This window comes from Chryseobacterium sp. BGA-UO-ETr-SB22, assembly GCF_059567885.1.
Map to the genome: position 1 here is coordinate 3144922 of NZ_JCAQOV010000005.1, position 14441 is coordinate 3159362.

A 14441-nucleotide genomic window follows, 5' to 3' on the forward strand; every position below is an offset into this window, starting at 1 on the left:
ATTTTAATGCTTTTTTATATTAATTTTAGATCCATCCTTCACTCTTGATATTTTATATTGGCTATTATCATCTGTATCTGTATCAATTTTAACTTCAGAATTCGATATATCTTTAATGTGAAATGCTGCTACAATTTTATCTCCATAATATAGAGCTATTAAGGAAATAAGTTGAGATATAAAAACAGTTATGGGTTCTATATTTGAAGCCGGTTTTAAAAACCAATATATTGACATTGCAATAATTATCAAATTTAATATAGTAAGAAACGATTTTACAATTTTATTCATAGATTTTGAATTTATAGCAATTTACTTAAAAAAGTCCTCTTTTGAAAGAGGACTTTTCTCTAATCAATTAAAATCTGTTTTTTATGATCTTCTCAAATATAATTGATGATTTATAACCTTAATATTTCTTTAACTATTGATGGATAAACTAACCATTGCAGAATAACGTCATATGTTATTTAGTTTGTTCTTTTTATAGCTTTAATTAGAAACCATATTTCAATTTTGATAATGAATATATAAGGCCTGCCGAACTGTAGGGACTAATTCTTTCCAATCGATGATCAACTTATTACGGCAAGTTAGGTAATCCATTAATCGTTACATATTAACAAATGGTGTAGTTCGTTTAAATCCTCAACAAAATGTTTCGAGATCTGTTCCTGTGGGTCTACAAACCATCCTATTTTAAGGATGGTTTTTGTTTTTATATATCTATAATTATATCTAGTCCTGATTTGAAATAGGAGATAATACCAGTTGTAAAGAATTAACATAATCGTTATCAAAATAAATGGCCCGTATTTCTTTATACAGAAAAGATTCTACTAACAACCAATTGGCCTTGGGACTCAGTAATCTTGCTTTGAATGAATGTTCTTTAACAAGATCAATTTTACCAATATAACATTTATCTGGATATTTAAGCTCAATTTGAATAAGCTCGACTTTAGATTTCATATCCGATAGTAATCTTATACTATCATCAATATTTAGTTCAATACTTTTTGCAGTAATCGCTCCTTTTAATCTCAATATATTTTCTTTAAAATTGTGATCATCCGATCTTTCAATGCTTTTAACATATCTCCGGCTGATCAGTACAAAACCATCCACCACATAATCTACAGGAATATATTTTATATAGCACCAATTATCTGATATATCAACCAATATACCATCAAATACCTTTTTATTTTTTAAGGTAATCAAAACAACAGTATTGATAAGTTCTTTTGTTTTCATCTCTTTTTTAACCTTTCTCATTAACGGTATTCAAATTTAAAAACTCTATAAAGAATGGTCATTTATAAATATAATGATTAATACATTTGTGATAAAATATCTGTATTACCAATATTTCGATAAACAAAAAAAGACAGCATCACTGCTGTCTTTTCCATTTTTCATTTTTATTTATTAAACCAGATCAAACCTATCCAGATTCATCACTTTCGTCCATGCACCTACAAAGTCATTTACAAATTTTCCTTGTGCATCGCTACTTCCATATACCTCAGCGATTGCTCTTAGTTCAGAATTGGAACCGAAAACAAGATCAGCTCGGGTCGCGGTCCATTTTGGCTGACCGGTTGAGCGATCAGTTCCTATGTAAAGTTGTTTATCATCTGACATTGCTTTCCATTGCGTTCCCATATCTAAAAGATTCACGAAGAAATCATTCGTAAGAACTCCCGGGCGGCTAGTAAATACACCATGTTTTGAACCGTCAAAGTTCGTATCCAAAGCACGCATTCCACCTACTAATACTGTTAACTCAGGAGCTGTAAGACTCAACAATTGGGCTTTATCTATTAGTAAAGATTCTGTAGATACAGTAAATCTTCTTTTCAGGTAATTACGGAATCCATCGGCAATAGGTTCAAGATATCCCATAGATTCTACATCCGTCTGTTCCTGAGAAGCATCCATTCTTCCCGGAGCAAAAGGAACTTTTACATCCTGTCCGGCATTTCTTGCAGCAACTTCTACCGCTGTATTACCTGCCAAAACAATCAGATCGGCTAAGGAAATTTTCTTACCATTTTGAGAATCGTTGAATTCTTTTTGAATTCCTTCCAGTACGTTTAATACTTTATTCAGCTGTGAAGGATTATTCACTTCCCAGTTTCTCTGAGGTTCTAATCTTATTCTGGCTCCGTTGGCACCACCACGCTTATCACTTCCTCTGAAAGTAGAAGCAGAAGCCCAGGCAGTAGATATAAGTTCAGCATTGCTTAATCCTGAATTTAAAACTTTTGATTTCAAAGTTTCCACATCATTTCTGTCAACCAATTCATGATTTACTTCCGGAATAGGATCCTGCCAAATTAATTCTTCCTGTGGAACATCAGATCCCAGATAACGGGCACGCGGTCCCATATCTCTATGGGTCAATTTAAACCATGCTCTTGCAAAAGCATCGGCAAACGCATCAGGATTTTCGTAAAAATGTCTTGAAATTTTTTCGTAAACAGGATCCAGTCTCAATGAAAGGTCTGTTGTAAGCATTGTTGGTTTATGCTTTTTATCAGCATCAAATGCATCAGGAATAATATCTGCCCCATCTTTTGCTACCCATTGGTGAGCTCCGGCAGGGCTTTTTGTTAATTCCCATTCATTTTCAAAAAGGTTTTTAAAGAAATAGTTACTCCATTGAGTCGGAGTTTCTGTCCAGGTCACTTCCAGACCACTGGAAATAGCATCTCTACCGCTTCCTGATTTATAACTGCTTGACCATCCTAATCCCTGTTGTTCAATTCCTGCTCCCTCAGGCTCTTTACCTACATGGTCTGCAGGACCTGCTCCGTGGGTTTTACCGAAAGTATGTCCTCCGGCAATCAAAGCAACTGTTTCTTCATCGTTCATCGCCATACGGCCGAAAGTATCACGGATATCTTTAGCGGCAGCAATAGGATCTGGATTTCCGTCCGGACCTTCAGGGTTTACATAAATAAGCCCCATTTGTACAGCTGCCAATGGATTTTCTAGATTTCTTGAATGAATATCTCCGTCTGCATCATCATCTGTAGGAAGAACTGCTGACCGTCCTTCTGCTACTCCTTCCGAACCATGAGCATAACGTAAATCACCTCCCAGCCATGTTTTCTCAGATCCCCAATATATATCGGAATCCGGTTCCCAAACATCTGCACGGCCACCAGCAAATCCAAATGTTTTAAAGCCCATAGATTCAAGAGCAATATTTCCGGTAAGAATCAAAAGGTCTGCCCAGGAGATATTTCTTCCATATTTCTGCTTGATAGGCCATAGTAATCTTCTTGCTTTATCAAGACTTACGTTATCCGGCCAGCTGTTTAAAGGTGCAAAACGCTGTTGCCCAGCTCCTGCTCCACCTCTACCATCTCCTACTCTATAGGTTCCGGCACTGTGCCAGGCCATACGGATAAATAAGGGTCCGTAATGACCGAAATCTGCCGGCCACCAGTCCTGGGAATCTGTCATCAATGCATGAAGGTCTTTTTTTACCGCTTCCAGATCCAGGCTTTCAAATGCTTTGGCATAGTCAAAATCCTTGTCCATAGGATCAGAAAGGGAAGAATGCTGGCGCAGAAGATCTACTCTAAGCTGATCCGGCCACCAATCAGAATTCTGGGTTCCGCCACCTGCTACACTCTTCTTCATTGTTCCATTATGAAACGGGCATTTGCTGATGTCATTCAAATCTTTTTCCATTTTCGTTTATTTTATATTGATTAATACAGTTTAAATTCTCTGTTATAAGAATATGACAAACCTACAACGTTTAAGCAATAAATACAATCTATTAATTTTTATTTCAACGATAGTTAAAAACTATAAACATATATTTCCGACAGCATCAGAATTAAGACAAAATTGTGGTATTAAGGTAGTCATTTTTCAGATTAACTTAAATAAAAACAGCAGAATAGCGCTCAATTTAGAATTACTCAACGTAACAGGACTTCAAGAAAGGAGAAATTAGCAGGAAGATACAATTCGATAGTAAATGGAAAAATTTTAAACAATGGAACCATTTTCAAATTCAATTCTATGTAAAAAATAATTTAGTTAACTTTATCATTATCAAACATGAATACTATCTCTATGAAAAAAATAATCGTTGTCGTGCTTGTTGCTTTTATCATCATTCAGTTTTTTCCGATTGATAAGACAAATCCTCCTCCTACTCCAGGCATGGATTTTCTAAAGATAAAAAACACTCCGGAAAAAATTGCCCATACCATCAAAACTTCATGTTACGACTGTCATTCCAATGAAACAGCATATCCTTGGTATACCAATATTTCCCCGGCTTCATGGTGGGTAAAAAATCATATAAATGAAGGCAGGAAACATCTTAATTTTTCTACCTTTGCAGTATATGAGCCTAAAAGACAGCTTCATAAACTTGAGGAATGTATAGAAATGGTGGAGAAAAAAGAAATGCCGCTTGAGTCTTATTATTTAGGACATCAGAATGCCAAACTATCAGATGAACAGCGAGCAGAGCTTGTCCAATACTTCAAAAAGGTAAAAGAAGATACGGAGAGAGGGATCATGTTTAATAAATAATATTGTGGAAAACTGGGAAAATAAACATATTGTGTTTTTTGATGGAGATTGCGGAGTCTGTAATTTCTGGGTGCAGTGGATTTTGAAGCGGGATAAGAAGGACAAGTTTATGTTTGCTTCTCTTCAGTCTGAATTCGGGCAGCAATTTTTATCCGAAAGAGGATTGGAAACAAATATCTTCAATACGATGTACCTATGGAAACCTGGACGATATTATCAGATCAAATCACGGGCTGTACTGGAAATAGCTAACTTATTGGGAGGAGTGTATAAACTTTCCTTTATTGGAAAAATCCTGCCTTCATTTCTAAGTGACAAGGTGTATGATGTCATTTCCCGAAACAGAATGAAACTGGCTAACCAGAAGTGTTATTTGCCGGATCAGCACCAGAAGAAAAAGTTTATTCAGGTGTAACTTGAGCTTAAAAAAATCTTTCAACTGATATAAAGAACTTGTTTAAACTTTATTTCTTAAATCTTTCTTAATGGTTTTGATTATATTCAAAAATATCATTCCGTAAGAGTTTCTCACAGCACACATTAAAATGATAGTTGTATAGATTCCTACGGAATGACAAGCTTAGTGGATAATAACAAGCTGGGATTGGTTATAAAAACTAATTTTCATCCAACTCATTACTCATTACCTATTATTCATTACTTATAAATTCAGCGACCACACAGAATAAGAATTTGGCGGACACTGGATTTTCACCCATTTATCTCCCTGAGTTGTCGGATACCAGCCTGAACTTCCGGTAAAGTCTTTGATCTGCTGACTGCTCCAATTGGTTTCTACCCATCTTTCCTGCCAGCTTGATGATGTATTGATATAAACAACCAATCCCGGATTTCCATTGTACCCGTTTCGCCTTGCAATATATTCATCATTATCAGTGTAGAGAATAGAAGTTGTTCCGGTAGCTTTATTATTATGAATCCAGATCAGATTGTTCAGTCTTTCTTTGTTTAACCATTCTTCATAATCCCTGTAAAAAATGGTAGGATAGCCTTCGTGAGTTAAGATATAGGCATAGGCCGGCATTTTATTGTTAATAATATCCGTGTCATGATTGGCTACAAAAGTGACTGCTTTGTATGGATTTCTTTTCCACATCATATCATCATTCAGAACATTTAAATTCCCATTATCAAAAGCCTCATCCATTTTATAATACGCAGCAAAATCAAATACGGAACTGTTTGCATTATTTGCCCACCATTCCAATGTATTTACGTTAGAATCCCACAATTCGCCAACGGAGAATCCACCTACTTTAGAATTCCAGGTATTAACGACCCAAGGGCCAAAACCTTTAACATAATCGAACCTCCAGCCATCAAATTTCATTACATTTTTATAATATTTGGCGACAGAATCATCTCTTCCCCAAAGCCAGTCCTGAACATGAGGATTAGCATGAGAAAGATCTGGAAATCCACCAAAAGCCCCTTCATCATTATTTCCGTAGGCATTTTTATAAAAATCATTGTAGTTTCTCTGAAATTTTCCGGAAGCAACGCCTGAGAAATCAGTCCATGTATTGGTTCCGGTAAAAGGATTGGCTTCGGATTGCCCGCCGCTATTATGATTAATTACAATATCTGCGTATACCTGCATACTTTCAGCATGTGCTTTTGTAATCAGTGCTTCAAGCTCGGTTCTTGATCCAAAACGGGTTTCCACACTTCCATTCTGATTAAAATTACCAAAATCATAATAATCTGTAGGATCATATCCCATAGAGTAAGCTCCGTTCTGCGCTTTTGAAGCGGGAGGCAGCCATACGGCACCAATTCCGGCATCAGACCAGGCTGTTAATTTATCTTTAACGGTATTCCACCAGTTACCTCCTTCAGGAACATCCCAGTAAAAGCCCTGCATCAGAACTCCACCACCGGGGCCAGCTATAAATTTACCCTGCATAGCCTCGGATTCATTTCCGGTACTGAAAGGACGGCCATCATGATGAGTTACATTCACTGTTTTGTTGTGAACTTCTTCCTGCCTGGAAGGTTCCGTAATCAATTCATCTGTGTTCTGACAAGATCCGGCTAACGCTAAAGCCAATAGGGAAAGGAAAAAACATGTTTTTTTCATCGTAATAATTAATTATCAATCTATTAAACAAGGTACAATTTTATTGAAAACAAATTCAAATGAAAGGGAAATATTTTAATTTTCACTAATAAATCAAGAAGAAAGTAATTTAAAATTTTCATTAAAAAATCATAATTTTTTAAGATTCTGGAAGTCATTTTTCTTTTAATCCATATATTTGCATACTATGGAATACAATACCCAAAAAACTCAGCTTAATATGCCAGAATATGGCAGAATAATACAACAGTTGGTTGAGCGCTGCAAAGAACTTCCTACCAAAGAGGAAAGGAACGAAATGGCTATGGCAATCATCGATTTTATGGGTCAGAGAAACCCACAACTTCGCGACGAGGAAAATTATAAACATAAACTTTGGGACCATCTTTATATTCTTGCTAATCATGATCTGGATGTAGATTCTCCATATCCGTTCCCTACTCCGGAACAGTTGGCAGAAAAACCTAAAAGAATGGAATATCCAAAACTTCAGGGTGACTTTAAGTTTTACGGAAAAAGTATTCTTCAATTGATAGAAAAAGCAATTGAACTGGAAGCGGGTGATGAAAAAGAAGCCCTTATCGAGGTAATTGCCAACAATATGAAGAAGTCTTATAATGTCTATAATAAAGAACATGTGACGGATGATGTTATCTTCCGCCACCTGAAAGAACTGTCTGAAAACAGGTTGGATCTTACAGGAATAGATTCTCTTGAAAAAAGTAAAATCTATTACACCAGCAATAACAACAACCGAAATAATAACAATAACAACAATAGAAACAGCAACAATAATAAGAACAATAATAACAACAACCAGCCCAATAAAAGAAGGCATAATAACAATCATAAAAACAGAAAATAATGAGTGGAACATTTCAGATACGAGGAGGAAAAAGATTGCAGGGTGAAATAACTCCACAAGGAGCCAAGAATGAGGCTCTACAGATTTTATGTGCTGTTCTTCTGACTGACGAAGAAGTAAGAATCAAAAATATCCCGGATATTCATGATGTCAACAGGCTGATTGAAATTCTTGGGGATTTTGGAGTAAAAATTACTAAAAACGGACAGGGAGATTATACTTTCAAAGCTGATCAGGTAAATTTTGATTACGTAAAATCTAATGAGTTCAAAAAGGACGGAGCAAAATTACGTGGATCTATTATGCTGATGGGACCAATGCTGGCTCGTTATGGAGAAGCTTATATGCCAACTCCGGGAGGTGACAAAATCGGAAGAAGAAGACTGGATACTCACTTTCAGGGGCTTGTTGAACTGGGTGCTGAATTCCATTATGATGAAGAGGAATATTTCTATTCTTTAAAGGCTAAAGAATTAAGAGGAAAGTTCATCCTTTTGGAAGAGGCTTCTGTAACAGGAACGGCAAATATTGTAATGGCTGCTGCTTTAGCAAAAGGAAAAACAAGAATTTACAACGCTGCGTGTGAGCCTTATCTTCAGCAATTATGCAAAATGCTGAACAGAATGGGAGCCAATATCTCAGGAATCGGGTCTAACCTTGTTACGATTGAAGGAGTAGATTATCTGAGAGGAACGGAGCATACTATGCTTCCGGATATGGTAGAAATCGGATCCTGGATTGGTCTTGCAGCCATGACAAAATCTGAAATTACCATCAAAAATGTAAACTGGAACCAGCTTGGTGTAATCCCGAATACCTTCAGAAAATTAGGAATTGAGCTTGAGCAAAGTGGTGATGACATCTATATTCCTGCTCAGGAACATTATAAAATCCAGAAATTTATTGACGGGTCTATCCTTACGATTTCGGATGCTCCATGGCCAGGATTTACACCGGATTTATTATCTATTATTTTGGTGGTAGCTACTCAGGCAAAAGGAAGTATTCTGGTTCATCAGAAAATGTTTGAATCCAGACTATTCTTCGTTGATAAATTAATTGACATGGGAGCTCAGATCATTTTATGTGATCCGCACAGAGCTACGGTAATAGGACTGAACCAGGAAGCTCCGCTAAGAGGAACAACAATGGTTTCCCCGGATATCAGAGCTGGAAATGCACTTCTTATTGCTGCACTTTCCGCAGAAGGAAAATCTATTATCCACAACATCGAGCAAATCGACAGAGGATACGAAAATATAGATGGAAGACTGAAAGCAATTGGTGCCGACATCGAAAGAATTTAAAATTATTTTATTTAATACGAAAGCGTTCAGAGTAATCTGAGCGCTTTTTTGTTTAACCACCCCGTCAAAAATTCAAAGAATTTTTGCCACCCCTCCAGAGGAGGGAATTTTGTCCCAGCTAATGATTGTTCATTGTAATCTGTTTAGTGTAAAATAAAAAGTGCCCGATAAAAAAACCGGACACTTTGAGTAATTAAAACTATATGAATCTCACTTAAAAATACTTTCTGCAGATATACTCCACCGTCGTATTCATAAGTTTATTTTTATTCAGATAGATCTCAAGCTGCTGAAAATCTTCTGAACTGACATTAATATATAACTGTACGGAACCAAAACTATATCCGTTCACATACTCCACATTAGCGGATAACACTCTATGACAGATGCCCAATTGATTGTAGATGGTATTCATTAAATGTTCAAATTTCATTTTGCCATTCAACTCTATTTCCAATAACAATTCTTTTTTAGGCAGGTTTATTTTATTTTGTAAAACCTGCAGGCCCGGATTAGGTGTAATCATCGCTAAACATTTTTTGGTTAAACTTCTCAGATCATATTGCTCTTTGCATGTAAATCTGTGACAAAAATATAAAAAAATATTAGTCTACCAAATTAGTGGACTAATATTTTTAAAAATTTAACATAAAAAAAAGAAGCCTCTTCAGCTTCTCCCTTATTTTAAAGTTTATTTATCCTTTCCAGTTTTTCAGAACCCGCAAGTCCGTTAGGATTACAACCAGGCTCTCCTTCAGGGACTTTCAGATTTTTTTTGGTATAAAATTCTTCCCAGAATGCATTTGTTTTTCCTGTTTTGGGATCAATGAACGTCATGGGTTCCAATTTGAAAATATGTTCTTCCCGAAAAGCCCTTTCCACAAAATCTGAACAGTAATATGAGTTTTCGTCCAGGATATAATTGAAGTTGTAAGGTTTTCCAAGCATGGACTCTGCCTTTTTAACAGCTTCAGGAATAGTTTTCTGATATTCCGGTTTTAATCGGTAAACAATCACCTCCTGCCCTTCTTTTTTCTGATCTTTAATAAAATCGTTCAAATCCTGCTTTTGAGAACCCCCTTTAGGAGCAGCGTGCAGAACAAACATCCTGTTCCCTTCTTTTTCAAGAATTCCTATGTGATCAAATGAAGCTGTCTTTTGTTTTTGAGTAACATTATTGATCGCTCCGGAAAGCCCGGATTCTTTTGCGGTTACAAAAAGCAGATCTCCATTTTTGAGCTGCACATTACCGGTATAGGCAGGATTACACTGAACCAACAGCATCATGAAACAGGACAAAAGCCCTGCAACAATAATTTCTTTAATTTTTTTGCTAAAAAACATTTTAAATTCTGACATTCTATTCTACTTTCGGCACCAAAATTACAAAATAGAATTCATTACATTTGTGGGAATATTGATCTATTCTTCACACCAACCCAAACATTTCCAACATTCTTATGCCACATATTTTATTAGTTGAAGACGATGACAGGCTTTCAAAACTGATTGCAAAAGGATTTCAGGAAGCTGAATTTGAGGTTACCATGGCATATGACGGAACCACAGGTTTGAAACTGGCTTTGCAGACGAATTTCGATCTGGTAGTCACAGATATTGTCATGCCTAAAAAAAACGGTCTTGAATTTTGTAATGAGATCAAAGCATTAAAACCCAATCTTCCCGTGATTATGCTGACAGCATTGGGAACTACTGATGATAAACTGGAAGGGTTTGATGCCGGAGCTGATGATTATCTTACCAAACCTTTTGAAATGCGGGAACTGGTAGCAAGAATCAAAGTACTTCTGAAGCGCTTTTCACAACAAAGACAGCAGAAAGTTTTCATTCTTAAATATGAAGGAATTGAAATAAATCTGGAACAGAAAACGGTGAGCAGGGACCATTCCCCAATCAAACTGACTCCGAAAGAATTTAATCTTTTAAAATTCATGCTGGAAAACTCAGAAAGAGTGCTTTCCCGAAGTGAAATTGCAGAGAAAGTATGGGAAACCCACTTTGATACGGGAACCAATTTCATTGATGTATACATTAATTATCTCCGAAAGAAAATTGATAAAGATTTTGAAGTCAAGCTGATTCACACCAAAGCCGGCATGGGATTTATTCTGAAAAAAGACTACGAATCCGGTCCTGTATAGAAATCATTGAGATGAACTAAAAATATCCGGATGAAAATAAGAACCCGACTTACGCTGCTTTTCACCTTAATTACTGCAATGCTTTTAAGTGTTTACAGCATCTCGATTTATTATTCATCCAAAGAAGCCAGAGAGAAATCTTATTACAGTGAACTTCAAAACGAAGCAATTGCCAAGGCTGATTTATTTTTCCGAAGCTCCCTGCCTGAGCAGGAAATGCACAAACTTTATAAAAACAATACCAGAACCCTCAATGAAGTTCAGGTAGCAATTTATGATAGTAATAAGCAGCTTATTTATCATGACGATGCCAAGGTAGATTATGTAAAAGAAACTCCGGAAATGCTTTCTCAGATATTCCAGAAAAAGAGAATCAATTTCTTTTTAAATGATTTACAGGTTATTGGAATGGTGTATCATTATGAAGGAAAAACTTACGCAGTAACCGCTGCATCTTATGATAAATACGGGTATGACTATCTTACACACCTTTTTACCATCAGTATTATTTCTTTCTTTAGTATTTTAATATTGATTTATCTGGCTGGGATATTTCTTTCTAAAAAAGCATTGAGCCCGCTCAGTGAAATGGTTAATCAGATTAAAAAGATAACCGCAGGAAAACTACAGTTACGACTGAAAACAACGAAGGAAAAAGACGAACTTAATGAGTTAGCTCAAAACTTCAACGGAATGCTGGAAAGACTTGAGAACTCTTTTGATTCACAGAAACATTTCGTATCCAATATTTCACATGAGCTAAGAACACCGTTATCTGCAATTATTACCGAACTGGAACTGGCTTCCGAAAAGGATAAAACTAAAGAAGAATACCAGGAAACCATTCAATATGCATTGGAAGACGCACGCAATATGGTAAAACTTTCCAATAGCTTAATGGATCTTGCCAAAGCAAGCTACGATCCCAATGAAATCAGTTTTTCTGAAGTTCGCCTTGATGAAGTTCTTCTGGAATCTTATACCAAAATCATAAGAGAAAATTCAGGATACAAAGTTTCACTCAATATCGAAGATTCAGTAGAAGAGCCTCAGCTTATCATTCAGGGCAACGAATATCTTTTACAGGTTGCATTTAACAATCTTATTGATAATGCCTGTAAATATTCGCCAGAACATATTTGCTCAATAGATGTTAGAGCCCATTCCAAGATTCTTTTGATTAGTTTTACCAATACAGGAAATAGTATTAGACAGGAAGATTTACAGCATATTTTTGAACCTTTTTACAGAAGCGAAACATCAAAACTGAAGAAAGGACATGGCATAGGCTTATTCCTCACCAAGAAAATTATTTCACTCCACAATGCAAAGATTACTGTGGCATCAGATAATAACGAGACTATTTTTACAGTACTATTTGATATAATTTAACACGGCAATAGTCCTTTATTCAAATTGATGTTATCCTTAACTTTTCTTAAAACCTTCATTAATTTAATGGTTTAAAAATTTCATCCCTCTACTCGTGAGAAAGAGATTTTTTATTGAAAACAGTAGTTCCTATACTTGCACCAATCACGCATGCAATAGAAATCCATTGCAGAAAAGATAATTCTTCTGAAAGAAAAACCAACCCGGAAATTGCTGCAAATGCAGGTTCCAGACTCATCAGAATACTGAAAGTCTTGGCAGGAAGTCTTTTCAATGCCATCATTTCCAACGAAAATGGCAAAGCACTTGAGAGAATAGCCACACCCAGCCCTTTTATAAAAATATTCGGGGTAAGATTGAAGACTGCTCCATCCCATATGGTAAAAGGAATAATCACAAGACTCGCGAAGATCATCCCGGTAGTTACCGCATCTTTACCATCCATTATTTTGGAAACTTTGCCACCCATTACAATATACACAGCCCAGAACATTCCCGCCAGAAAGGCAAGTCCAAGCCCTGTCAAATCAATATGATCACTCTGCCACGGAACAATCAGCAGGATTCCAACACAAGCCAGTAATGCCCAGATAACATCCAGTAATTTCCTGGACAAGGCCAATGCGAGAAATAAAGGTCCTGCAAATTCCACTGTAACTGCCAGTCCTAATGGAATTCTTTGAATCGCCATATAAAAAATAAGATTCATCGCGGCCAAACCTATTCCATATATCGCACAGTACTTCCATTTTTGTCTGTCAAACTGCAAGAATTTCGGACGATTAATCAACGTAAGCAGAACAGCTGAAAGTACAATCCTTAAGGTTACAGTACCAATAGCTCCAATGGCAGGAAAAAGCTGCTTGGCAATGGAAGCTCCTCCCTGTACACATATGATGGCCAACAATGTAGCAGGTATCGCTATGTTTGATTTTTTCATTTCTACAACTTATAGTTCAAAAGATCTTGGAAAGAAGTTTCCGGGATTAAACAAGCTCTTATTTTTATGATAAATCATAAAATTCATCATGTAAAATAGTCTGCCCCAAAGGTATTGAAATTTTACTTTTTAATATGGATACAGTTTTCATTTATTAACAGACCCAACAAATGATGAGGTACGATTTTGAACAGGCATCATTTTTTTCTAATGATTTTCTAATAATATTCTAAAGCTTTTCTAACGGTAAAAGAAAGCGCTCATTTCTACTTTTGCACAGTAAAAAATAAAGCATATGGACTCAGATCCTTACAGTAATTATCAATCTTAAAGGCTTTAGTTGTACTCACTTTTCCCGTACAGCTGAAAAGCTTTATAAAAACAGGAAAAGTTATGAATACATTAGAATTTACACTCCGTCTCCTTACCGCATTTGCCCTGGGTGCCAGCATTGGTTTTGAAAGACAATGGCGCCAAAAAAGTGCAGGTCTCCGTACCAATACCCTTGTATGTCTTGGTTCTGCAGCATTCGTTCTTCTTTCCATCAGGATCGGAGGTGATGCTACAGGCAGAATAGCCTCTTATATTGTAAGCGGAATTGGCTTTTTGGGCGGAGGTGTCATTATGAAAGATGGTCTTACCGTGAGAGGACTCAATACAGCGGCTACTATTTGGTGTTCTGCATCTGTAGGAGCTCTCAGTGCTATAGGACTTCCTTTTGAGGCCGCTATTACCAGCGGATTTATTATTCTCACCCATGTCATTCTCCGTCCTTTAGGCGTAAAACTGGGTAACAATATCAACACCAGAAACCATTATACCGAATATCTTCTCAGCATCAAGTGCAAAAGTGAAGTGGAAAATCATATCCGTGTACAGCTGATGCAGTCTTTAAGCGGGAATGATAAAGTATTACTGAAATCTCTTACCAGCGATGACAACGGCGTTCCGGAAAATGCCATCATTACAGCAGAAGTTCATGCTTCTACTCCACAGGACAGCTTTATGGAAAAAACAGCCAGCAGACTGACTATTGAAGACAAAGTCATCAAAGTAAGCTGGGAAATAATAGGTACCGAAAACGATTTATAACATGTAAAAACAA

Annotated in this window: 14 protein-coding genes; 7 read left to right on the forward strand and 7 right to left on the reverse strand. The window is 36.4% G+C overall.

The genetic code is table 11. The annotated features are described in order from the left end of the window. Positions 1-3: 3 nt before the first annotated feature. The 3 genes from AC57AW_RS21645 to katG all read right to left on the reverse strand — a co-directional run bounded on the left by AC57AW_RS21645 (position 4) and on the right by katG (position 3708). The gene (locus tag AC57AW_RS21645; protein WP_312286217.1) at positions 4-291 is read right to left on the reverse strand and encodes a hypothetical protein; all 288 of its coding nucleotides are present in this window, start codon (positions 289-291) and stop codon (positions 4-6) included. A gap of 447 nt (positions 292-738) precedes the next feature. Next, on the reverse strand, positions 739-1257 hold the full coding sequence (locus AC57AW_RS21650) for a hypothetical protein (RefSeq protein ID WP_318846642.1): 519 nt from the start codon (positions 1255-1257) through the stop codon (positions 739-741). 174 nt (positions 1258-1431) lie between these two features. After that, a complete protein-coding gene (katG, locus tag AC57AW_RS21655) occupies positions 1432-3708 on the reverse strand; it encodes a catalase/peroxidase HPI (protein ID WP_496353536.1) in 2277 nt (758 codons plus the stop codon). Between the two features lie 393 nt (positions 3709-4101). On the opposite strand from katG, the gene AC57AW_RS21660 reads away from it, so the two are divergent. Next, positions 4102-4569 (forward strand): heme-binding domain-containing protein, encoded by a 468-nt coding sequence (locus AC57AW_RS21660; protein ID WP_496353537.1) that lies wholly within the window; start codon positions 4102-4104, stop codon positions 4567-4569. A 4-nt stretch (positions 4570-4573) separates the two neighbouring features. Further along, positions 4574-4984 (forward strand): thiol-disulfide oxidoreductase DCC family protein, encoded by a 411-nt coding sequence (locus AC57AW_RS21665; RefSeq protein ID WP_496353538.1) that lies wholly within the window; start codon positions 4574-4576, stop codon positions 4982-4984. A gap of 246 nt (positions 4985-5230) precedes the next feature. On the opposite strand, the gene AC57AW_RS21670 is transcribed toward AC57AW_RS21665, so the two are convergent. Next, complete coding sequence (locus AC57AW_RS21670) at positions 5231-6670, reverse strand: alpha-amylase (RefSeq protein WP_496353539.1); 1440 nt, start codon at positions 6668-6670, stop codon at positions 5231-5233. Between the two features lie 187 nt (positions 6671-6857). Between AC57AW_RS21670 and AC57AW_RS21675 the strand changes: the two genes are divergently transcribed. After that, complete coding sequence (locus AC57AW_RS21675) at positions 6858-7535, forward strand: DUF4290 domain-containing protein (RefSeq protein WP_496353540.1); 678 nt, start codon at positions 6858-6860, stop codon at positions 7533-7535. Continuing rightward, entirely contained in the window at positions 7535-8842 is a 1308-nt protein-coding gene (murA, locus tag AC57AW_RS21680; RefSeq protein WP_318846636.1) for a UDP-N-acetylglucosamine 1-carboxyvinyltransferase, read from the forward strand. Before AC57AW_RS21675 ends, murA begins: the two co-directional genes overlap by 1 nt. Before the next feature lie 214 nt (positions 8843-9056). Here murA and AC57AW_RS21685 read toward each other — a convergent pair whose 3' ends face one another. Both AC57AW_RS21685 and AC57AW_RS21690 read right to left on the reverse strand, forming a co-directional pair. Beyond that, positions 9057-9368: an NIL domain-containing protein gene (locus AC57AW_RS21685; protein WP_047378941.1), complete on the reverse strand. Its 312-nt coding sequence runs from the start codon at positions 9366-9368 to the stop codon at positions 9057-9059. A 158-nt stretch (positions 9369-9526) separates the two neighbouring features. Then, positions 9527-10201 carry a YiiX/YebB-like N1pC/P60 family cysteine hydrolase gene (locus tag AC57AW_RS21690; protein ID WP_318846635.1) on the reverse strand — a complete coding sequence of 225 codons (675 nt, stop codon included), beginning with the start codon at positions 10199-10201 and terminating at the stop codon, positions 9527-9529. A 101-nt stretch (positions 10202-10302) separates the two neighbouring features. On the opposite strand from AC57AW_RS21690, the gene AC57AW_RS21695 reads away from it, so the two are divergent. Both AC57AW_RS21695 and AC57AW_RS21700 read left to right on the forward strand, forming a co-directional pair. After that, entirely contained in the window at positions 10303-11004 is a 702-nt protein-coding gene (locus AC57AW_RS21695; RefSeq protein WP_496353541.1) for a response regulator transcription factor, read from the forward strand. A gap of 30 nt (positions 11005-11034) precedes the next feature. Then, complete coding sequence (locus AC57AW_RS21700; RefSeq protein WP_496353542.1) at positions 11035-12396, forward strand: ATP-binding protein; 1362 nt, start codon at positions 11035-11037, stop codon at positions 12394-12396. An 88-nt stretch (positions 12397-12484) separates the two neighbouring features. Here the strand turns inward: AC57AW_RS21700 and AC57AW_RS21705 are convergent, their stop codons facing one another. Next, entirely contained in the window at positions 12485-13336 is an 852-nt protein-coding gene (locus tag AC57AW_RS21705) for an EamA family transporter (RefSeq protein ID WP_496353543.1), read from the reverse strand. Between the two features lie 393 nt (positions 13337-13729). Here AC57AW_RS21705 and AC57AW_RS21710 point away from each other — a divergent pair, with 393 nt between their 5' ends. Further along, complete coding sequence (locus AC57AW_RS21710; RefSeq protein WP_496353544.1) at positions 13730-14428, forward strand: MgtC/SapB family protein; 699 nt, start codon at positions 13730-13732, stop codon at positions 14426-14428. Positions 14429-14441: the final 13 nt, after the last annotated feature.

What these genes read in the sequence shown, in the direction of transcription:
- AC57AW_RS21645 (WP_312286217.1), bottom strand. Translation starts at nt 291, where the DNA reads ATGAATAAAATTGTAAAATCGTTTCTTACTATATTAAATTTGATAATT.
- AC57AW_RS21650 (WP_318846642.1), bottom strand. Translation starts at nt 1,257, where the DNA reads ATGAAAACAAAAGAACTTATCAATACTGTTGTTTTGATTACCTTAAAA.
- katG (WP_496353536.1), bottom strand. Translation starts at nt 3,708, where the DNA reads ATGGAAAAAGATTTGAATGACATCAGCAAATGCCCGTTTCATAATGGA.
- AC57AW_RS21660 (WP_496353537.1), top strand. Translation starts at nt 4,102, where the DNA reads ATGAAAAAAATAATCGTTGTCGTGCTTGTTGCTTTTATCATCATTCAG.
- AC57AW_RS21670 (WP_496353539.1), bottom strand. Translation starts at nt 6,670, where the DNA reads ATGAAAAAAACATGTTTTTTCCTTTCCCTATTGGCTTTAGCGTTAGCC.
- AC57AW_RS21675 (WP_496353540.1), top strand. Translation starts at nt 6,858, where the DNA reads ATGGAATACAATACCCAAAAAACTCAGCTTAATATGCCAGAATATGGC.
- murA (WP_318846636.1), top strand. Translation starts at nt 7,535, where the DNA reads ATGAGTGGAACATTTCAGATACGAGGAGGAAAAAGATTGCAGGGTGAA.
- AC57AW_RS21685 (WP_047378941.1), bottom strand. Translation starts at nt 9,368, where the DNA reads ATGATTACACCTAATCCGGGCCTGCAGGTTTTACAAAATAAAATAAAC.
- AC57AW_RS21690 (WP_318846635.1), bottom strand. Translation starts at nt 10,201, where the DNA reads ATGTCAGAATTTAAAATGTTTTTTAGCAAAAAAATTAAAGAAATTATT.
- AC57AW_RS21695 (WP_496353541.1), top strand. Translation starts at nt 10,303, where the DNA reads ATGCCACATATTTTATTAGTTGAAGACGATGACAGGCTTTCAAAACTG.
- AC57AW_RS21700 (WP_496353542.1), top strand. Translation starts at nt 11,035, where the DNA reads ATGAAAATAAGAACCCGACTTACGCTGCTTTTCACCTTAATTACTGCA.
- AC57AW_RS21705 (WP_496353543.1), bottom strand. Translation starts at nt 13,336, where the DNA reads ATGAAAAAATCAAACATAGCGATACCTGCTACATTGTTGGCCATCATA.
- AC57AW_RS21710 (WP_496353544.1), top strand. Translation starts at nt 13,730, where the DNA reads ATGAATACATTAGAATTTACACTCCGTCTCCTTACCGCATTTGCCCTG.